Here is a 21,561-nt window from a genome sequence, read left to right as displayed (position 1 = left end):
TTGTCATTTCTCCTGGATATTGTTAAATATGTCATTCAGTATAGCAAAAATCCGTCCGTTTTAACAGAAATTTCCAAACAAAATTCGTGCATTACAAGAGCACTCCTGTCTCATAGAGCGTATTCTTCCGCTCCATACGCTTTAATTCCGGCAATATGGTAAGTAACATGGTGATGAAGCATAATCCACCACCAATGACGTTAGAAACCGGTTCTGCGAGAAATACGCCGTCTGTACCCATATTCAGGGCATACGGCATCAGGTAGGTCAGAGGGACAACAATAAATACCTTCCGAAGCAGGGAGAAAAAGATTGCGTGTTTCTTCTTATTTAGGGATTTAAAGACCGTCTGACCAATATATTGCATATCCATGCAGATAAAGGCTGCGAAATATTGCTTCAGGGCTGGAACAGCATCTTTCATTAACGTAGCATCCGAACTGAAAATACCGATCAGGGTTTTTGGCGCGATGATAATAATACTCCACATCACTGCCGTATATCCGAGGATCATAAGTGCCATCATGACACCGGCTTTTCTCACACGGGACGGGCGTCTTGCACCGTAATTATAACTCAGGATTGGCGAAGTTCCTTCGTTGATTGCATAAATCGGAGTTTCTACAAGCTGTCTGACACTGGATACGATGGTCATAACAGAAATGTAGATATCTCCACCTGTGACAGAAAGTACATTGTTGCAGACAATCGTTACCAGGCTGTTTGTCAGCTGCATGATAAATCCGGCAGTTCCCAGGCTGACAATATTCTTTGCATAGACAGTACACGCTGCAAATTCTTCTTTTTTGAGAAGCCGCATTTTCAACTCAGCTCTTCGGGTAAGAAAGAAAAAGACAAATGCAGCAGAGAGTGTCTGTGAAATTACCGTTGCAATTGCCGCTCCACGCACGCCAAGCCCAAATACAAAAATGAATAACGGGTCAAGCAGCAGATTCGCCACTGCTCCGATGGTAACTGAAAGCATACCGATTGTTGAATATCCTTGTGCGTTGATAAACGGGTTCATACCGGTTGCAATCATCGATGGCAACGTTCCAATCAGATAAAGCATCAAGTACGGGTATGCATAGACCAGGGCGTCTTTTGATGCGCCAAACAGCACCAGAATCGGGCGGGCAAATAAAAAGCCAATGGCCATCAGGACAACGGCACAGATACAAACCATGGAAAAAGAAGTGTTCATGATCTTCTTAGCTTCCTGTGGTTCATTTTTTCCGCGCTCAATCGAAAATAATGGTGCACCGCCGCTTCCGAACAGATTGCTGAATGCGGTAATAATAACAATTACCGGGAAGCAAAGACCGACCCCACCAAGTGCTGCAGTTCCGACATTTGGGATACGTGCAATATAGATGCGGTCTACAATGTTATAAAGTAAGCTTAAGATCTGGGCAACCAGCATCGGGAGTGCTGCTCCAAGAATGTTGCTGGTTATTGTTCCATTTTCAAAATCAACTCGTTTCATTTGTAAATTCATTCCTTTTTTCTTGTTCTTGCTTTCCTAGTATAACATCTGATATTATATATGTAAATTATTGTTTTTGTATGGTAATTCAATAAAATTTATATAGAATATAAGTTTTTCATTTTATATAATGAGGAAAGGAAATACATTTTATGGAAATCAGACAGTTAGAATACTTCCGTGCGATCGTAGATGCCGGAACGATCAGCGGTGCGGCAAGGGCACTTCACATGACACAGCCGCCACTGAGTTATCAGATGAAGATGTTGGAGGAAGAGTTGCAAGTGCCGCTCTTCTTGCGTGGAACGAAGAAAATTACGCTTACAGATGCAGGAAAGACGCTTTATGAGCAGGCCGGGAATCTTCTGATGCTTGCAGATCTGACCAAACAGGAGGTCGTTAAATCCGGTCAGGCAGCCACCTTGCACATTGGGATCACGCCATCCACCGTATCGATGATGTCCGAACATCTGCTACGCTTTGCAAAAAAATATCCACAGATTCATTTTGATGTACATGAGGGATCCACATTTACACTGAAAGATCAGTTGGAAAACGGAATGATCGATCTGACTACACTTCGTACACCGATCGTATTAAACGGCTGCGAAACCAAGTCTCTTTCCAGGGAAAAGCTGCTTGTGATGGCAGTTCCGGATCATCCTATTCTGCAAGGTCAGCATTCATCGGTCAGCCTTCAGGAACTTTCTGAACAGCCGCTGATCCTCTCCCACCGCTACCGCAAATACATGCTTGCCGCATTTGAAAGTGCCGGACTGGTCTGCGATATTTATTTTGCCTGCGAGGATGCCCGGACTGCGATGACGATGGCAGAAAAAGGACTCGGAATCGCAATTCTTCCAGAGTCCATGTTGAAACTCTCTAATAAATTAAAAGCATATGATATCACAGGAGCTGATCTTACAACTGAGATTCTTCTTGCGTGGAGGAAAGGCAGGATGCCGGTGGAATTGCAGGATTTTCTAAAGTTATTTGATGAAATAATATAAAGCAAAAGAGCAGAGGTACATCCGAATGATGACTCTGCTCTTTCTAATAAATATTTCAGAAAAAATAATTACCAGCTTGATTTGTGTTCATCCATAACTTCCAGAGTCTCTGGATTTACCAGATAGAAATCAACCAGTTCTGTCTCATATCCACCATCCGGATATACCTTTTCCAGAACCAGCTCCTCGAAGGTAGTATTGTTTTCGTCCGTTTTCGACCCGTTATCATACAGACAGTAATTGACATTTACTGTTGTGCCATCCTTCTCTTCTGTTGTCTCACAGAGGATGGCATAGTTTTCACCTTTTGCATTCGCCGTGTAAGTAAAGTTCATATCTGGAAGCATATTCTTCTGCTGGATATACTGATAAACAGCACGCATTTCGTCCTGGAGCGGTGAAGCCTTCTGTGATTCCTGTGCCGGAGAATTTTCGGTGGAATCAGTGGTACTACTATCTTGTGTTTCGGAACCATTCAGGTCAGAATCAGGTTCAGAAGATTCTGTCAGGGTATCTGTATTTGGTAAAAGCAAACCTGTTTTTTGCATGTAAATAAAATTATCAGTCCGATACTGCGTAACATAACCATAATCAGGCTGTACAGAAAGGTAGGTATACTGCTGATCCTGACCGGTTACGGTTTCTGTTCCTTCTACGCCAAAGCTTACATTTAAAAAGCTGTAACCGATTAACGAAAGTAAGAAAAGAGTCAGCACAGCATAAGAAACCGCAATTATCCGTCTGGCTGCTTTTCCATTCAGAAGACTTTTTTGCTTTTTATACAGACAGATCATGCCCCATATCAGCAGACAAGACAAACTGATGGAAACACAGACACCGGATATTTCCGCAAAATAGTAACGGATCGCATACCCTGCGCTTTTGTTAATTCCATACCATGCACCGTAGAAAAAGGTACTGTATGCCAGAATGATTGTAATCAGACAGGTACGCAGGGGATGTTCTTTTCTTGTGGGAGTGAATTTCTTTAATGCAGAAATCAGCTGATCCATTTCGTTTTGTTCGATCCAGGTGGTCAGTTCTGTTTCCGATGGATAGATTCCATTTGTGTCCGGGATTCCGGTATAACGGGTTAAAAACTGGTTCCATGCATCAGTGTCGTCCGCTTCTGCTGCCAGCAAAATCTGCATATAATATAACTGCTTTAACTGGACTGGTGTACATTTTTCAGTAGAAATCTGTGTGATGGTCTGTGTGGCTTGCTCGTATTTTCCAAGCTGGATTTCAAGACGCGCAATCAGTAACAGCATGCGATTATTTGTAGCAAGATCACGGATTGACTGTGCATGATACATATAAAGAGCATACTCATAATGTTCGTCTAATGGCATCCTGCTTGATATTTTTCTGCTCCAGCCTGCTTCCACAGCCTGCATCCCGAAAGCCAGTTCAATAACAGCAAGAAGCTGGCACAGGAATGCAGGAAGTGTCCAGACATTGGAGATAAGTTTCTGACAGGTCAGAAAAAAGATCGCAAGGATAGCCAGAATGACAATCATCCATCTCAGCATGAACACGCGGCGGGCTTTCTTTTTCACGGTCTGCTTCCATGGATAATTTTTAAATTCTAAATTTAGCACGGGCAAATTTCCTTTCCGTTGTCTAATTATCGATTTCCGAAAAAATATAATCTTAGTATATAACAATCCGAACAAGGATTGTCTTATGAATTACTTAATTTTCAAAAAGACGGTACGCTTTCTTCTTTTGTATCATTCTGGTCTTATAACTTAAGCGCCTCCTTTACGATGAAATAAAGGGGGCGCCTGAAAATGATAGTTTGTATGTGTTATTTTACTTCTACCAGTTCAATCTGGAAATTCAGTTCTTTTCCAGCCATCTCATGGTTGGCATCAAACGTGATGTTGGTCTCTGTCTTTTCGGTTACAGTTACCGGGAATGGCTGACCGTACTGGTTGGTCAGATATGCGCGTGCGCCGACTTCCAGATCTTCAGATCCCGGAAGCTGTGCGATCTCCAGCGTGAAAATGGCGCGTGGATCCGGCATACCATAAGCTTCTTCCGGCATCAGATGGATGTTAATGGTCTGTCCTACTTCCATTGTTGCAACCGCCTTGTCGTATCCGTGGATCATCTGTCCGGCTCCGCATACGAATTCCAGTGGTTCTCCGCGGTCATAGGAAGAATCAAACTGGGTACCGTCATCGAAGGTTCCTCTGTAATGAGTACGGCAGGTCTTTCCCACATTCGGACCTTCAAAATCCGGTACTTGTGCGCCGCCACATCCGCTGCATCCACTGCAGTGTCCGCCACAGGAATGTTCTTCTTCCGGAGCTTTTTCTGCTTCTTCCTCATGATGTCCACAGCAGGAATGTCCTTCTTCGTGATGATGGTCACAATTAGTTCCGGCAGATTCCAGTTCTCCTGCAAGATATGCATTGACTGCTGCATCTACTTCTCCTGCTGCACCGGATATAACTTCAATGCCAGCTTCCTTCAGTGCTGTCTGTGCACCTTCTCCGATCCCGCCACAGATCAGAACATTTGCGCCTTGCTCAGAAAGGAAGCCTGCAAGTGCGCTGTGTCCGGCGCCACCAGCATGAACAATCTGCATGGAAGTGATCTTGCCGTCTTCTACTTCATACATTTTAAAAGCTTCTGTCTTACCGAAGTGCTGGAAAATCGATCCGCCTTCGTATGTTACTGCTATTTTCATTTCTAAAATCCTCCTTGAAATACCTTTATTTAATAGTATAACATATGGATTGCGAAACGCATAGAAAAAGTATACAATAATCCTAGAAAACGAAAGAAAAAAGGGAATAGAAAATGAGTAGTATTTATTTGAACAACGCAGTATTTATGATGGTAATACTGACGATCATCCTGCTAAGGATCCGGTATTATATTACATGGAGTCCGAGTAAAAAATATGCGATGATCTTTATTGGTGTGGTAGAGCTTTACGTGTTACTGGACGCCCTGTTTATGCGGGAATTCTTAAGTAAGACAGGAAGTATCCTGCAGTTTAAGCTGATTGTATTTTTCTTTTATCTGATCTACGTGATCATGCCGTATGTGTGGCATTTGTTTATGCAGAACTATATGGGAATCAGCAGTTCGAAGAAGCGAAGATTCGTAGAAATGATTCCGCTGCTTCTTCTGACTGCGATGGTGCTGCTTTCTGTTCCGACCGGAATTGTATGGGGATTTTCAAGAAACCGGACTTATATACGTGGTACATTTTTTGGCGTATTTACCGTACTCAACCTGTTCTATTATTTTTATGCATTTGCACAGACATTCTGCATTTTATTTATGAACAATACCGGGGGAATCAAATATCTCATAAAATCGGCACTGTTCTCAGCAATTCCGCTGATTGGGATTCTGGTAAATACCTACGTGATCCCATTTTATGGTGTGTGTCCGTTTCAGCCGTACTGTCTGGTCATCGGCGCACTGCTATCCTACCTGTTCATGGTCGAGCACCAGCAGAATCAGCTGGAATCGGAGCACAGGGAAAAACTTTCCAATGCATTAGAACTGGAAAAGGAATCGACCAGGAAAGCGAAAGCGGCCAGTGCGGTCAAGAATACCTTCCTTGCAAATATGTCCCATGATATCCGTACTCCGATGAATGCAATCATAGGATTTGCTGATATCATAGCGAAGCACCCGGATGATGAGGTCGTTGTCAGAAATGCTGTTACGAAAATCCAGGCATCGGGCGATGTCCTTCTGAAGATTATCAATGATGTGCTGGATCTGTCCAAGATTGAGAGTGGCAAGGCAGAAGTTGTGGAGACGGTAACGGATCTGGAACAGATGACAGAAAAGCTGGAAATGATGCTGGAATACAGTATCAATAAAGGGAAAATAGATTTCAGGGTTGAAAGCCATATAGAAAATCGTCTGGTATGGTGTGATGCGACAAAGCTGCAACAGATTCTGGTAAATGTATTAAACAATGCAGTTAAGTTTACCCCGGAGAGAGGAACAATCGTATTTAGTACTACAGAACGAATGATTGCTCCTGGGCTGGGTGAATATCAGTTCACGGTAAAGGATACCGGAATCGGAATGACAGAAGAATTTCAGAAGCATGCATTTGAGGCATTTGAAAGAGAAAGGACTTCGACTGAAAGTAAAACGGAAGGTACGGGACTTGGACTTGCAATTGTCAAGAAGCTGGTGAATCTGATGAATGGTGAGGTAAATATTTACAGCAAATCTGGTCAGGGAACCAGGATCCAGATTACACTTCCACTTCGGATTGCAACGGAAAATCAGTTGCATCCGTCAGATAAAGCAAGGGAACACAAATTCGATCTGACCGGAATACATGTGCTGCTGGTTGAGGATAATGAGTTAAATGCAGAAATTGCGATGGAAGTTCTAAAAAACAAAGAGGTTCTTGTAACCTGGGTTCCGGATGGATGCGCCTGCGTGAAAGAAATCCAGGATAAAGCAGCAGGTACCTATCAGTTTATCCTGATGGATGTGCAGATGCCGCGGATGAATGGATACGAAGCCACACGGAAGATCCGCCAGATGGCAGATGCGCAGAAAGCACAGATCCCGATCGTTGCCATGACTGCAAATGCATTTGAAGAAGACCGGAAACATGCATTGGATGCCGGAATGGACGGGTTTATTACGAAGCCGTTCCGGGTAGATGAGATGATGAAAGTGATTGGGAAAGTGATGGGATAAAATACCTGGAACATTCTGAAATCTTAGATAGACATCTTCCATGATCAGAAAGAAGAACTTCCGGAATGTCGTCGGTTAAAAAAGCGGCATAAAAAATGCCTCAAATTATGATGTAGACATTGTAGCAGAGGAACTGCTATTTTGCACTGCGCCATGTTTTGAGGCATTTATAAAAATATGTCATTTTTCCATCAAAACCCTGCATTTTTTACGATTGCAGGCAATTCCATATTTTAATATGGTGTGAATATCATCTTCATCAAATACATTGGTATAATGTTTATCTTGGATTTGCTTGAGTGCTTCTTTGCACTCATCTTCCAAAGAATCAACTTCTGCATATTTTATTTCAATCACAATGCCAAGGCTCAAATTATCAATCCAGATCAGGATATCACTAAAACCATTTCCAGCTTCTTTGTTTGACTTGACAATCCATCCACCTTTGAAACACAGAATGCCTAATAAAATACCATGATAAAAATTTTCTTTTATCGGCTTTCTGACAAAGGTATCCCGGACGTTGATTGTTTTTTTCATATATTCGGTAAACAGCGTTTCGATTACTTCTGGTTTTCCATCGGAAAGTGCATTACAGAAAGAATCAACCATTGCACCATCTTTTGAAACATCCGATTTGAACATTTTCATAATATGCTCGGTCATAATATTCCGAATTTCCCGGTTCGGAATGACGAGATTATAGCGGTTATCTTCCGCTTCCCCTCTCTGCGTCAGATATCCGGTCATGAAAAGTGTACTCCAGATATTTTCAATAGACGTATATAATTCTTTATAGGTCAATTCTTCGCTGATTTCTTTTTGAATGGATTCTCCATTTACCAGACGCTCCAATTCTGCTTTTGCGGTATCCTTTCCACTATAGATATCTGTGATAAAATGCTGGATAATATCATTTCCACTTGTATTTGACCAATAATTTCTTGGCTTTGCAGAAGGATCATCCAAATGTTCGTCACAGTAATTAATGACATCCCATGGGCAATAGACGTCTACATTTCCAAAACGGTATCCATCGTACCATTCTTTTACGGTATCGTACAGTTCATCCTGCTGATAATAGTGAAGCATCTCTTTTACTTCTGCATCCGTGAAACCAAAGCATTCATCAAACATTACTTTAGTAACAGGAAATACTTTGAAGTTATTTAGTCCTGTAAAAATGCTTTCTTTTGCAACACGAAGACAACCTGTAAGAACTGCAAATTTGAGACTGTCATTTGTTTTTAATGCATTTTCAAAAAGATTCCGGATGAGAAGTGTTATCTCATCGTAATACCCCTGTTCATTTGCTTTGGCAAGTGGGACATCATATTCATCAATAAGAACGATAACCTTTTGTTGGTAATGCTTTTCCAGAAGTTCTGTCAGTTCTCTGAGGCTGTAAGCCAATGTATCTTCACTTAAATTATTTTTCAGTAGCTCGCGAAAGATAGTTTTTTCATTTTCTGTAAGATTTGGACTTTCTTCCAGAAATCCAAGACGTCTGCATTCTTCATTAATAACCTTGCTCAGTAATCTGCAGGCTCCATCAAAGGAACTGGCATTGATCCCTTTCAAACTGATCGATACAACCGGAAATTTCCCCATATATGCTTCACAAAGTGCCGGATTTTCAGAAATATAAAGCCCTTCAAATAATGCAGGATCTGCTCCAATTTCAAAGAAATGCCGAAGCATACTCATGTTTAATGATTTTCCAAAGCGGCGTGGGCGGGTAAACAGATTTGCTTTTCCACATTTATTTAAAACCTGTTCGATTAGTTTTGTTTTATCGACGTAATAAAAATCTTCTTTCCGAAGCTCTTCAAAGCTTTCGATGCCAATTGGCAGTTTTTTCTTTTTTACCATAAATGATTCTGCCTTCCTAAAATATGGAATGATTATCGTGTTATTATAATAGTATCGCAGGTCAGATTTTTTCGCAATTACTATTTTTTCGCTTTCTATTTCCTATCCAAGTAAAATTCCCGGTTCAGCACGCCGTCTTCACTTCCATATACTGTCACAACCGAAAGATCCGTATCGGATAAATCTTTTGTTGTATAAGAAGCAAGGAGCAGCAGTCCGTCTATCTGATTTGTATGCTTTGTTGCGAAACTCGCAAGCCTTCGCATCAGTCGTGCGTAAGCAGCTGTGTCTACTTTTGCGCCTGGATATGTTCATCTGCTTTCATCGGTATACACTCTATACACGAGTGTGCTGTCTACGCTTTTCGTAATCTTTATCAATGCGCTTCTTCCAATTGGAATCAAGTGCTGCATTACACCGGACCGCAGATATGGCATCATTTAATACTTCATAATTCAGTGCAGTTCCTTCGCCGTCACACTGATAATTGGCAGCTTTATCTGCGTCAATTCCAAAATGACCGGCTGTTTCAATCGCATCAATATTTGCGCCGAGAAAGAGAAATTCCCAGCCATATTTTTCTTTCTGTCGTTCAATCATTTGCTTTACCTTATCACTGCTGTAAATATGGCTTGCATTTTCCATACCATCGGTCATGATAATAAAGATGGTATGCTCCGGTACATCTTCCGGACGTGCGTATTTGTGGACATTTCCAATGTGATGGATGGCACCGCCGATTGCGTCCAGCAGTGCCGTGCAGCCGTGCACAAAAAAATCGGCTTCTGTCATTTGTGGGATTTTCTGCACATCGGCTCTGTCATACAGTACCTTGCTGTAATTGTTAAAAAGAACGGTAGAAATCAGAGCCTGTCCGGCTTCCATTTTCTGCTTTTGGATCATAGAATTAAATCCACCTATGGTGTCTGTTTCCAGTCCGCTCATGGAACCGCTGCGATCTAAAATAAATACAACTTCTGTCAGATTTTTTCTCATGATAAATTCCTCCTAAGTAATGGCTTGTTTTTGTCTGTAACTATAAGATACAGCCATTTTCAGGAGAAATGGTCGCATGGAAAGCGACACTTTTTAGCCTCCGATCAGATTCTGATCAAAGGCAAACAGCGCTTCATTGATTTCGTAAATATTATAATTTTGCTTCAAAATAAAATATTCAACGATCACATCAAATTTACTGGAATGCGATAAGGCAAAGCCTGCTTTCATCAGCATATCCTGGATTTCCACAAGCGACAGCTCAAGTGCCAGCGCAAATGCAAGAACCGTTGGCTTTGATGGCTTATAATACTTGTCATTCTTAATCTTGGAAAATAGTTTCCGATCAATATTAGCTTTCTTATAACACTGAGAATCGGTCATTCCACTTTCATCAATCTTCCGGATCAGCATTTCGGAAAAGCTTTCATCCATTTGCTGCAAGGCATCTTCCAGTGTCATGCTTTTGTTTAATGGTGCAATGGACTGTTGTGGCAATGATGACACACTTGCACTTTCGCAGAAATCCATTTCCCGGAACTGCTTCTGGCGTCTCAGTGCTTCGGATTTTCTATCAATGTGTGTTTCCACATAATGATCGTCAATATACGCAGCAACATCAGAAAACAGTTTGCTGCTGATCTGATAAGCTGCTTTATCGAAAATAACGATGTAGACCATCATATCATTTTCCATAAGAAATGCACTGATCGTGTCGATCGCAATTTTCAGTGCCTGGTCCTTCGGATAGCCGTAAATTCCGGAAGAAATCAGTGGAAATGCAATGCTTTCGCAATGTTTTTCTTTGGCAAGTGCTAAAGATTTTTCATAGCAGGAAGTAAGCAGCTCCCGTTCATGAAACTGTCCGCCTCTCCATATAGGACCTACTGCGTGAATGACATAATTACAAGGCAGATCATACGCGTTTGTAATCTTCGCATATCCGGTCTGACAGCCGCCTAAAGTGCGGCATTCCTGTAAAAGCTTTGGTCCTGCGGCGCGGTGAATGCAGCCATCGACTCCACCGCCGCCAAGCAGGGAGGAATTCGCGGCATTGACGATGGCATCTACGGACATTTTGGTGATATCATTTCTGACGATTTGTAATGGCATAGTTAGGCATGCTCCTCTAAATATTTTTCAATCTTTCCAATCAGTGCCTGATCCGCCGGAAGCCAGTCCACGCTATAAAGTGTCTCTTTTGTGAGCCATTTGGCAGCTTCATGCTCTTTCAGGACCAGATCACCGGATTTTATATGACAGATAAAACAATCCATCGATAAGTGGAATTTTGGGTAGTCATATTCTACGGTGTCAAGTAACTGAATGACCTCGATTTCTGTATCTAATTCCTCTTTAATTTCTCTTATGATGGCATGTTCTGGCGTTTCATCTGGTTCTATCTTTCCACCGGGGAATTCCCAGCCGTCTTTAAATTCTCCATAGCCTCGCTGGGTTGCAAATATTTTATTGTCAGCAAGAATGATTGCTGCAACAACTCTGATTGTTTTCATGGTAGTTATCTCCTGTTGTATAGTAGTGTTAAAGTGTTTTCGTTTTATCCATTTACAATATATTCATAAATATCTTCTCTCACCGGTGTATCCAGAATCCATTCGATCTCCACTGCTGTCTTATCCGTATTCGGCATCACGAATTCCTTTACCTGCCCGGTCGCATTCACGCGTCCAAGATAATAAAATTCTTTGGAAATCTTATCATCTTTATTCTTTCTCACAAAAAGCTGAACATCAATGCCACGTTCTTTCGCATGCAGAAAATTCTGTACATCTTCTGAAACAAGAGTTCTTCCGCTTTTGGAAATAGCAATCAAACAGTTATAACCTACAAAATGATCTTCATATTTGGTGGTATCACTAATATCATCCTGTTTATCATAATTGATAAAAATCGGGAAAGTCTTTGTTTTTTTATCAAACTTATAACCACCAATATTGAGAGGAACTTCATTTCGTTCCCAGTTCAGCAATCGGCAGACATCTTCATATGTATATTTTTGGTATAATACCAGATCTGTATTCTGATAGCGGTTACTGTAGTTTGCATGATATCGTGAAATGCCAAAGTCCACTAATTCCTCTAAAATATGATAGAAATCCGGGTTTTGCAGCATTGCTTCAAAAGTCTTGGAAATGGCATAATCCCCATCTTCTTTTTCAAGGAAAACACAGTTTGCATAAGTTTTTTGTGCAGCGTTTGTCGGAAAATGATTGGTCAGCAAGTTTACGATATTCTCAGCACAATTTTCATTCATGGACTGCTGATAATTTTCAGAAAGTGATTCCTGCAAAAGCCCAAGCAGACCGTGATGATATTTTAATGAACGTTTCAGCAATTCCAGTTCATGGATTCGTTTACCACTTGCCAGTTTCTTTGAAACAAACTCAATTACTTTCTCTTCATCAGCAGATAAACGGATTTTATATTCTTTCTCATATTTCACAAGGAATTTATAATAAGACCCCAGACTGTTATTATCAAAGATTCTCAAAACATCCATCTCACCATATTTATCAAAATCAGCAAGCGCAGGAATATGTCCAAGTTTATTTTTCAGGTTTGTATAATTTTCGCGGATTAACTTGATATCGCTGAAATTTGCATTATCAATCGCCTGGAAAATTCGTTTTCTGGAAATCGCATCAAAATGGATCGTGCTTGCGCCAGGAATTACCCTGCCACCTTCTGTGATGTAACGGCGGATATTATCTTTATTGTAGCTGCGATCGCCGGACAGGGCAATTGGAATCATAAAATTATTCCGATAATTTCCAATGAAATCCAATACAACCACATATTCTTTCCCTTCTGCTTTTCGGAGACCACGTCCTAGCTGTTGGATAAATACAATCGGTGATTCAGTTGGACGTAGCATGATCACCTGATTGATCTCTGGTGCGTCCACACCTTCAGAAAATATATCCACAGAAATGACATAGTCTAATGCATTTTGGTTGTCATCTCCCGTAAGGCGGTCAATGGCGTCTTCACGTACTGATTCTGAGTCACTTCCGCTGAGAACAAGCGTCCGCCACCCTTTTTCATTGAATTTGGCAGATAATTCTTTTGCTTCATCAATCCGGCTGCAGAAAATAAGTCCTTTGACACGTTCTCCACTGTACCCGAAAAATTCAGCCTGTTTCATAACGTTTAAGACTCTGGTATCCGAAGTTAAATACCGGAAGTTTTCCATCTTTTCTTCCGATGATTTTCCACAGTCACTGATAATTTCCAGATCCGTAATGCCGAAATAGTGAAAAGGACAAAGTAAATCCTCTTCCATCGCATTTTGCAAACGGATTTCATAAGCAATCTGATGATTGAAAATCTCATAAATATTTCTGCCTTCCAGATTGTCATCTCGTTTATCCGGTGTGGCAGTCATTCCAAGCCAGAGACGAGGGGTAAAATAGTCCATGATGCGTTTGTAACTGGCAGCAGAACTGTGGTGAGCTTCATCAATAATAATCAAGTCCCAGTGATCCCGCTCATAGTGTTTCAAAGTTTCTTCTTTGCTGATTGTCTGGATGGTTCCGAAAACAAAATCTGCATCATAATCCTGTTGTTTCCCAGTAACCATTCCCATAGATACTGTTCCATTAAATACCTTACGATAGGATTTCATTGCCTGCTTTGCAATTTGATTCCGATGTACCAAAAAGAGAACACGTTTAAAGCCTAATTCACGCGTTGCAAATGCAGAGGCGTATGTTTTTCCAGTACCTTATGCATCATCGGGTAGCCGCTATTATGCTGCACTGTCGCCTGCTATTTCCTGTCCCAGATATGCTATCAACAACTCTTCCAGCGTTGATTGTTCACCATATGACATGGTTACTTTTATGGCATTTCCTTTACCCGTATCCACCTTAATTGTTTTTGCTTTAATATCTATTTTTTCCTCCATCTGAGTTACCTCCATTAAAAAAATCGCTACCCATAGCTCATTCGAAAATGCATAAACTATGGATAACGATTCTGATTATCACTAATTCTGTTTTGGACTTCTCTTAACGTCCTATGAAGGTATACGCCGGTCTTCCTGACCCCTCATCGCCCCGTATACGTAAAGGTGTACTCACCTCCGGGAATTACAGACGAGCCACTAGCTGTGTTCACGACGCCCTCCTCCATTCTGGAGAAGCACTATCTCCCCTACCTGCATTGCGGGGATCGGGACGATCTTCTCGCCCCTCATGGGTTATTATCCTTACGCAACATACCTGCTCCCGCATTGCCCAGACTTCCGTCCAGCCTCTCAGCCTTCATCTCTCAATCCATCAGCCTACTAATATGATAACTGTGACTTTCATCCTGCGGGTATATGATCCGTAATTTTACTCAAATCTGTAACTGCTATTCAGTTGTCAATTTTCATTTTCTCATTGGCTTGTCTCAAGCCTGGATATAGGATAAACCAATCCTGTGCCGTCCACAAGGGACTATCATGGTTTATTTTTTCTAAAAAGCGCCAATTTTTGACCTTTTTCTGATTTCCGCAAAATATCATACTGCTACGGCCAGTAATTGTACACTTCTGCAGAGTATGAAATTTGCAAACCGTGTGTTCATTATACGATGGGGTTTTGTGTTTGTCTATGGACAGGGGTGGTGTTTTTTGGGGAAATTTGCACCGGGATTTGGTGCTTTTAGTGCTTGCATTTAAACAAAAAAATAGAGCGCCGTCGCAACGCCGCCCTTACAAAAACACATAAGTGTTTTATGATTCTATTCATAGTATATGTAGTTTTTTTGAAAAAGTCAATACTTTTCCTAAAATCTACTTGTCCAAATTTATCCAAACAAATTTTTTATAACTTTGTAAACAAAATCAAAAGTACTTGTTATCAGCTGATTCTTTTGGAAAAATCCCTTTTTTTCTCTAATACGAACATCAAACAATCGCTTAAGCTCATTAATTCGGTGTTTTTTTACTTTTTCGGATACGACCATATCATATACACAAAGCATACTAACGAACTCTAAAACCGCACGACAGGACAATTTCTTTTGCCTCTGATTTTTATTTATATCTGGCATTGTCTTGATTATTCGATATATGGCTGCCGGTGCTATAGAACTTCCCGGATTCAAATCCGCAATGATACAATTATTATGTGCACATCCATTTCTTAAACTCTTTACCAGATTAATCATAGATATATCAACTGGCATACCACCCTTCAATCCATAATAATATTCATAAAAACGAATGAAATCTCCAAAACTCAATAATTCCATCAATACCCAGGCCGGACAGTCAAATGCTGTTATTCTATTTTCCGTTTTTCCTTTCTGGGCATTATATACTCTATGTACCGTAAAATACTTATTGATTAGGTTCCCGGTAAATGGAGATGAACTTGCAGCTTCTATTTTACCAACAATATATGGATTATTACTCAAAAAATTATCAACTATATCATAACCATCTTCCCCGGAATCATTTTCAAGATTCTCCAAAAGTAACACCTTTAGATCATGTTCAATATCAATGCACATCTTTGTAACCAAATTTCTCAGATGCATATCCACCGTCGACAATTCCTGTAAATATGCAAAATCTAAATCAATGTATTTTCCTTTTGACGGACCATTTAAGTATTTCTGATAATTTTTTCTATATGACGCAGTACGCAAATAATTATTTATTTGCGCTAAATATTTTTCTGCATTATCTTCTGTTACATATTTGAATGAGACACCCTTTTCATCACGTAATTTATCTACTAATGCTTTTGATGTCATCTTTGGTTTATCTGTTCTATTCATCTTCGCCCCACTCACCAAACTATCTGTTTCATTTATATACTACTATTACCATTTACAATTCCATATCCTCAAGTACCATATCCTGTATTGCTTCTTCCACAACCTTCACGCACTCATCCGTGTGCTTCTTAATATCATCACCCCAAAAGCGGATAACCGTCCATCCTTCAAATAATAATCTCTTGTTTACTTCGTCATCCCTCTCTCTGTTGCGAGATATCTTGCTTATCCAAAACTCACTATTATTGCTCTTCTCCAGCCTTGGTTTTAATACTTCCCAGTCCTTTCCATGGAAAAATTCTCCGTCACAGAAAATTGCTATCTTATATTTTGTCAGCACAATATCCGGATTTCCCGGTAACTTTTTATAATTCTTCCGGTACCGATAACCTTTTGCCCATAAAGCTTTTCTAAGGATAATTTCAATTTTAGTATCTTTTCCATGGATATTTTTCATGTTTTTATGCCGTTGTTCTTTAGTCAAAACATCCGCCATATATATCACCTTCTTATACTGTATCTCCATCATCCAACACAAAACTTCTTTCAAAAGTAACACCCGCAGCTTCTGCTATATCCTCCAGCTCTGCCACAGTAAAACTTTCTCTTTTCAGTTTTGCATTAAAATTTTGAGGTGTTGTTCCCAATCTCCTTGCCAACTCTGCCAGACTTATTTTCTGTCTAACACATAATACTTTTATTTGCTCAGATATTGTCATTTTTATTCTTCCTCCTTACCACGGGTCAAATGCAAATCCAATACAATTTTATCAATCGTTCCGTCCGGATAGATATACTGCAATTCATCATAATCAAATTCTGGATTTAATGCATGAATCAGACTATGATGATTTGGACACAATATAAGAAGATTATCTGATGAATTATCAACACTCTTTGAAAAATACTTAATATGATGAGCTTCCGCAATATTAACGCCATGTTCTTCACCAACATTTTGACCACATATCTGACATCTATACGCATATAGACGCTTTAACATATCTACTTTCTTTTTAGAATAGGTACGTTCTATCACAGATTTTACCGTCTTATTTAATGCTGCTGTATTATCATCAAAGTTTAAATACTGTTCAACATCATATTCTGAAACTTTTTCTCCATCAACATCTAAATTTATCACCTGAGTTTCTTCCATTGTTCCATCCAAAACTGATTTCACAATTTCTGTTATTTCTTCAAACTCCATTACATCCCATTGCTCATAAAGTTCTGTTACAGTCGCTGTTGGTTTTCTGTTACATTGTCCAGCTCTTCCATTATCAAAAAACACATCAAATTCATCCCGTCTTCGTCTTAAATAAGCATTAGGTGCAACACCCGGACCAGTAATTCGTACGGATAAGTCATCCATCGCTTTTGACACCGGTCCACCATATCCCAATTCACGAAATGCATCATCATTGAACTTTGAAATATAAAATGCCACTAGTGACTTTTTCTGATTTATTGTCATTTTCTTTCACCTAAAATCTTCTCATTAATATCCATTATCTGTCGGAAAATAGCTTCCAAAACATCAACCACGATACTATTACCTGCCAGTTTAATAAGCTTCTCTGTTGAATACAAATATCTGTTCTTTGTTACCATAGGATTGTCACTGATTATCCTGTCAAAATCCGATTCATCAAACCCCATCAACTTAAAACACTCTCTTGGAGTCAGATATCGCCATTTTGTCTTTCCTCTTGCCCGATTCTTATAAATAATCAATCCAGAATTAGGATTACGGTCTTGCTTTGTCGTTACTGTATTAACAACTATGTCCCTAATCTCTTTTCCATCATACAGCAATTCATTATCTTCCCATATTTTTCTTCTGGAAGGCGTATCATTAGGTTTACTTGCATCAGCTTCTTCCTTATATTGGGGAACATTATCGTAATCTAAACAAAGAATGTCTTTTAACCTTAAATCTCTTTGCTTTAAATGTGTTGCCTCATCCTTTTCCAAATTATGTTCTTCAAAGTACTTTTCTACCTGTTCTATTGTTTCTGCATTATTTTTGCACAATATACTGATCATATATGCTCTTTCTCTTTTTTGAGGAATACCAAAATTTTGAGCATTAAGCCTATATATTTTATTATAATATCCCAGATTTTCTAAAGTTGCCTTCCAATCACCAAAATCTGCAGCATGTGGTTTTGACAGAATATTGGTCACGTTTTCCATAAGCAGAAAACGAGGTAATTCTTTTCCCATTTCATTCATTTCAAGCAATATACGTTCAACTTCCCAAAGCATACCAGAACGATTATGTGCATCCCTTGCTATTCCACTTTTATTTCCATGCCAACATCCACATAATGATAAATCCTGGCAAGGAAATGAATATGTGAATAAATCAATATTGTCAGGTATATCACTTCCCATAACATCCGTAATACTTACCATGTTTCTTGTTTCTTTTATTGCTACATACAATCTTCGTTTCAAATGCATTGGCATTCGCCTGAACGCCTCATCACTCATAGGTTTCTTTCCATCAGAACTCAGCGATAAACCTTTTAAAAAATTTATAACATCTTCATCTGAAATTCCTGCATATTTATTAATATCAATTTTGCCTTTATGTATCAGACAATATGCCAGTATTGCGTTAATATCCCAATCTGCAGTATTTACAATTTCAAAAGGTTTTCCTATCCTGGTTAATGCTTTTGCCTGACTGCCAATTCCACTAAAGGTTTCAATTACTCTAAACATTTCTTTTCTCCCGGGATCACCATACAGTATATTCCAAGCCATCCAAATCAATGGTATATGTAATTTGCGTTATTGACTCCGGTATATGATCATCCTTAAATGAGGCTTTTGTTATCTTCGGAAATGTATCATCGACCTCATATTTTCTTTTTTCTAGTACTTTGTATTTTTCTTCCCTTATACTTGCACCCCGCTCATATCCTAACTGATATAACTGCTGTTCAATCTTATCTTTATCATATCCATCTGCAACCAGTCTATCCTTCATATCATTTATAGATATTCCTGTTCTTGACTGTTCTAATCTACAGAAATATAGCTGTAATCTTTTTAAACTTTGGAGCTGATGCTGTCCAGATATAGTAATAGTAGCACCATAACGTTTTACTGTTGACTTAACTTCATAGCTGCTCTCGTTTCCCTCTATATCGTGGCTCCCAGAATTAACAGCTGTCCATTCCACAGTATTATCCTGAGTGTATAAATCATCTAAAACCATCATTTCTGCAATTACACTGTAGGCTTCCTTATTAGAAATGGTATTTCCCATTAACTCACGCCACTTTTTCCACCATTCCAATGGTTCAGACATAAGATTTTTTCTATCTATACCATCAATCCCAGGCTCTACAAATTGCGCACAGACCGTAGCAAATTCATATCGTAAACTATCCAGCATACAACTCAGTATAAGATACTTCTTTTCTATCCCGCCAATTGCAAGAGTTCTTGAAAACAATCTGCTATTGGCAAATTTTTCTGAAATATCTCTAGTATCATTAAATTCAATAGCAACACCATATCCTTCATTATTACGGATAACCATTGCTGAATATTCTTTTGGCAACGCTTTAATTTCTCTTGCACCATTTTGTGTCGATGCAAAATACTCTCTAATCTCCTCTAGTATTCCCATGGTCTATTCCTCCTCAAAAGTATTCAACACTGTTCTTGCAACTCCATACGCCAATAGCGGAGGCACCGCATTTCCAATTTGCTTAAATGCATCCCCCATAGAACAATCAAAGAAAAAATCATCCGGAAAAGATTGTAACCTTGCTGCCTCTCTTACTGTAATTCCTCTTGGTTCAATCGGATGAATATGACTATACGTGTCCTTTGCCAAATGTGCCACTAATGTATGTGATGGTTTCGTTTCATCCAACCGCTTCCATTTATTTTCGAATTTATCTTTATCATATTGCGGAACCATTTTATTATAGAGACTAATGTATTCCTCACTATCCTTCTCATACCCAAAAAGTTTTGCCTCTTCATAGAATAGCTCTTCTGCTATCTTTGTCGCCGCAATATAATTATCTCCTTGTTGCATTCTCTCAAAGATCGGGAAATCTCTGGTATTCCTTCTGAATGCATTTGCCGAAACACCAAATCCCTCTTTACCATACCAGGTTCTCATTAATTTTTGATATTCATTCTGTGCTTCCGTCTTATATGGATACTCAATATTTAATGACACCAATTTGTATTTTGAGTCTGTTGTCGGGAATACTTCTGGTAAATCTGAAAAAGCATCTCCTACAGTAACCCATGGTTTTAATTCATCTGTTGTTCCATTGGGTTCCACAAAAAATTGACATTGCTTATATCCCTCAAATCGTTTTTGATGCTGGGTCAATACATCAACCTCATTTCGATGTGTTGGATTTGGTAATTTTATCTCTTTTCCTTCATCCCCCTTGATTGCTACAACAAAAACTCTCTCTCTTACCTGTGGAACACCATAGTCGGCAGAATTAAGTATTGTCCAATATGCCTTATAACCTTTTTTAGTTAACTCAGTACATACTATTTCTGGTATATTTTTACCGCCAAAATTTGTTGATTCCGGAACATTCTCCATCACAACAGCTCTTGCTTCCAATTCGAATACAAACCTCAAAAAATCCTGATACAGATATCCTCTTGCATCTTTTATATTTACTCTATCTTCACCGAGTGATCTAAGTTTTCCGCGACCTGCCATAGAATACGCCTGGCATGGCGGTCCTCCTATAACAATACACCCCTCATCTCCAAAACTATTTTTAAACACACTTGCTTCTATTTCTGTTATATCTCCACATATATGTGTTTCTTTTTTTCCATAGCGCCAGGAAAGATTGTAAGAAATGGTTTTACATGCTTCTGGCATCAATTCAATTCCTGCCACAATATCAAAACCCGCTTTTTCAAATCCGAGTGCCAATCCACCACACCCTGAAAACAGATCAATAATTTTAGGTAACATTACACACGCACCCCCGCGTCCATAAATAAAGAGCGTACATATTCTTTTTCGCCACCCAAATATAATGCCGGATCCACAACCATCACTTTAGCAGTGTTCAATTTCATTACAATTCTGAATAAATCATCCTGCTGCGTTTTTGTGTTCTTATTGTATTCATCAAGAACCTGTTGCGGTATATGACTATAGTAATACATAATGTATCTATATACATTTATAAACGTTCCCTTACGTCCTGTTCTTTCCTCTAAATTCAATATACTGTCAGTTGTAAAGCATGGAGCCTCCAATACTTTGGCAGTTGTCTGCATATCTCCCTGCCACGACAAATGTACGTACCACCAAATTGATCTAAGCCATATTCTTGCAGGTTTGCTCCAATAATGACTCTCATTATCATATCCCCATCTTTCAGCAACGACATCTGGTATAACCTTTATCGAAAGATATCTCCAAAAATCGTCATTAGCTGCAGCTCTAAGGTTAAATCCCGGCACACGCCACAAATAGTCGTACAACAAAATTCCAATGTGAGCATCTATGTAGTAGTCTTTTTTTGCTATACTATCCGGGCACTCACTTCTCACCTTTTGATTAAACTCTTGTATATCTTTACGTATCTTCAAATAATCTCCCTCGACTTCCGGCAATGAAGGATAATTCAAAACCCATTCTTTCATTGCATTCTGAGCCTCCGAACGATTTAATGTTTTAATAATCAT

General features: G+C 39.5%; 19 protein-coding genes and 1 pseudogene. 2 read left to right on the top strand and 18 right to left on the bottom strand.

The features are described from left to right. Window positions 1-91: 91 nt before the first annotated feature. Window positions 92-1,486 carry an MATE family efflux transporter gene (locus G4407_RS01695; RefSeq protein WP_173687528.1) on the bottom strand — a complete coding sequence of 465 codons (1,395 nt, stop codon included), beginning with the start codon at window positions 1,484-1,486 and terminating at the stop codon, window positions 92-94. Window positions 1,487-1,638: 152 nt separating this feature from the next. Here G4407_RS01695 and G4407_RS01690 point away from each other — a divergent pair, with 152 nt between their 5' ends. Beyond that, window positions 1,639-2,496, top strand: a complete 858-nt coding sequence (locus G4407_RS01690) for a LysR family transcriptional regulator (protein WP_173687527.1) — start codon at window positions 1,639-1,641, stop codon at window positions 2,494-2,496. Between the two features lie 68 nt (window positions 2,497-2,564). On the opposite strand, the gene G4407_RS01685 is transcribed toward G4407_RS01690, so the two are convergent. Further along, complete coding sequence (locus G4407_RS01685; RefSeq protein ID WP_173687526.1) at window positions 2,565-4,097, bottom strand: hypothetical protein; 1,533 nt, start codon at window positions 4,095-4,097, stop codon at window positions 2,565-2,567. Between the two features lie 209 nt (window positions 4,098-4,306). Beyond that, window positions 4,307-5,194, bottom strand: a complete 888-nt coding sequence (locus tag G4407_RS01680) for a NifB/NifX family molybdenum-iron cluster-binding protein (RefSeq protein ID WP_173687525.1) — start codon at window positions 5,192-5,194, stop codon at window positions 4,307-4,309. Between the two features lie 113 nt (window positions 5,195-5,307). Between G4407_RS01680 and G4407_RS01675 the strand changes: the two genes are divergently transcribed. After that, window positions 5,308-7,194 carry an ATP-binding response regulator gene (locus tag G4407_RS01675; RefSeq protein ID WP_173687524.1) on the top strand — a complete coding sequence of 629 codons (1,887 nt, stop codon included), beginning with the start codon at window positions 5,308-5,310 and terminating at the stop codon, window positions 7,192-7,194. A gap of 180 nt (window positions 7,195-7,374) precedes the next feature. Here G4407_RS01675 and G4407_RS01670 read toward each other — a convergent pair whose 3' ends face one another. The 15 genes and pseudogenes from G4407_RS01670 to G4407_RS01600 all read right to left on the bottom strand — a co-directional run bounded on the left by G4407_RS01670 (window position 7,375) and on the right by G4407_RS01600 (window position 21,561). Then, entirely contained in the window at window positions 7,375-9,066 is a 1,692-nt protein-coding gene (locus G4407_RS01670) for an AAA family ATPase (protein ID WP_173687523.1), read from the bottom strand. Window positions 9,067-9,161: 95 nt separating this feature from the next. Continuing rightward, window positions 9,162-9,332, bottom strand: coding sequence for an alpha/beta hydrolase (locus tag G4407_RS16995; RefSeq protein WP_173687522.1), 171 nt, complete (start codon window positions 9,330-9,332; stop codon window positions 9,162-9,164). 70 nt (window positions 9,333-9,402) lie between these two features. Continuing rightward, the gene (locus G4407_RS01660; RefSeq protein ID WP_173687521.1) at window positions 9,403-10,062 is read right to left on the bottom strand and encodes a vWA domain-containing protein; all 660 of its coding nucleotides are present in this window, start codon (window positions 10,060-10,062) and stop codon (window positions 9,403-9,405) included. A 93-nt stretch (window positions 10,063-10,155) separates the two neighbouring features. Then, window positions 10,156-11,175, bottom strand: coding sequence for an O-acetyl-ADP-ribose deacetylase (locus G4407_RS01655; RefSeq protein ID WP_173687520.1), 1,020 nt, complete (start codon window positions 11,173-11,175; stop codon window positions 10,156-10,158). Window positions 11,176-11,177: 2 nt separating this feature from the next. Further along, the gene (locus G4407_RS01650; protein ID WP_173687519.1) at window positions 11,178-11,576 is read right to left on the bottom strand and encodes a (deoxy)nucleoside triphosphate pyrophosphohydrolase; all 399 of its coding nucleotides are present in this window, start codon (window positions 11,574-11,576) and stop codon (window positions 11,178-11,180) included. 44 nt (window positions 11,577-11,620) lie between these two features. Beyond that, a pseudogene (locus G4407_RS16990) lies at window positions 11,621-13,807 on the bottom strand (DUF3427 domain-containing protein); the annotation flags it as partial. A 24-nt stretch (window positions 13,808-13,831) separates the two neighbouring features. Further along, window positions 13,832-13,990, bottom strand: coding sequence for a hypothetical protein (locus G4407_RS01640; protein WP_156331049.1), 159 nt, complete (start codon window positions 13,988-13,990; stop codon window positions 13,832-13,834). 887 nt (window positions 13,991-14,877) lie between these two features. Further along, window positions 14,878-15,855, bottom strand: coding sequence for an Abi family protein (locus G4407_RS01635; RefSeq protein ID WP_173687518.1), 978 nt, complete (start codon window positions 15,853-15,855; stop codon window positions 14,878-14,880). 52 nt (window positions 15,856-15,907) lie between these two features. Beyond that, the gene (locus tag G4407_RS01630; protein ID WP_173687517.1) at window positions 15,908-16,351 is read right to left on the bottom strand and encodes a very short patch repair endonuclease; all 444 of its coding nucleotides are present in this window, start codon (window positions 16,349-16,351) and stop codon (window positions 15,908-15,910) included. A gap of 13 nt (window positions 16,352-16,364) precedes the next feature. Further along, window positions 16,365-16,574 carry a helix-turn-helix domain-containing protein gene (locus G4407_RS01625; RefSeq protein WP_012741086.1) on the bottom strand — a complete coding sequence of 70 codons (210 nt, stop codon included), beginning with the start codon at window positions 16,572-16,574 and terminating at the stop codon, window positions 16,365-16,367. Between the two features lie 2 nt (window positions 16,575-16,576). Further along, the gene (locus tag G4407_RS01620) at window positions 16,577-17,332 is read right to left on the bottom strand and encodes an HNH endonuclease (RefSeq protein ID WP_173687516.1); all 756 of its coding nucleotides are present in this window, start codon (window positions 17,330-17,332) and stop codon (window positions 16,577-16,579) included. Next, entirely contained in the window at window positions 17,329-18,588 is a 1,260-nt protein-coding gene (gene dcm, locus G4407_RS01615) for a DNA (cytosine-5-)-methyltransferase (RefSeq protein ID WP_243868741.1), read from the bottom strand. Before dcm ends, G4407_RS01620 begins: the two co-directional genes overlap by 4 nt. Window positions 18,589-18,604: 16 nt before the next feature. Next, window positions 18,605-19,504, bottom strand: a complete 900-nt coding sequence (locus G4407_RS01610) for a PD-(D/E)XK motif protein (RefSeq protein ID WP_173687514.1) — start codon at window positions 19,502-19,504, stop codon at window positions 18,605-18,607. A gap of 3 nt (window positions 19,505-19,507) precedes the next feature. After that, window positions 19,508-20,839: a DNA cytosine methyltransferase gene (locus tag G4407_RS01605; protein ID WP_173687513.1), complete on the bottom strand. Its 1,332-nt coding sequence runs from the start codon at window positions 20,837-20,839 to the stop codon at window positions 19,508-19,510. Further along, the gene (locus tag G4407_RS01600; protein WP_173687512.1) at window positions 20,839-21,561 is read right to left on the bottom strand and encodes a hypothetical protein; all 723 of its coding nucleotides are present in this window, start codon (window positions 21,559-21,561) and stop codon (window positions 20,839-20,841) included. The genes G4407_RS01605 and G4407_RS01600 overlap by 1 nt, the downstream gene beginning before the upstream one ends.

This window comes from Allocoprococcus comes (assembly GCF_013300725.1).
Lineage (GTDB): Bacteria > Bacillota > Clostridia > Lachnospirales > Lachnospiraceae > Allocoprococcus > Allocoprococcus comes_A.
The sequence above is the reverse complement of the archived record's forward strand: the minus strand, read 5'-3'. Positions and strand labels throughout refer to the sequence as shown.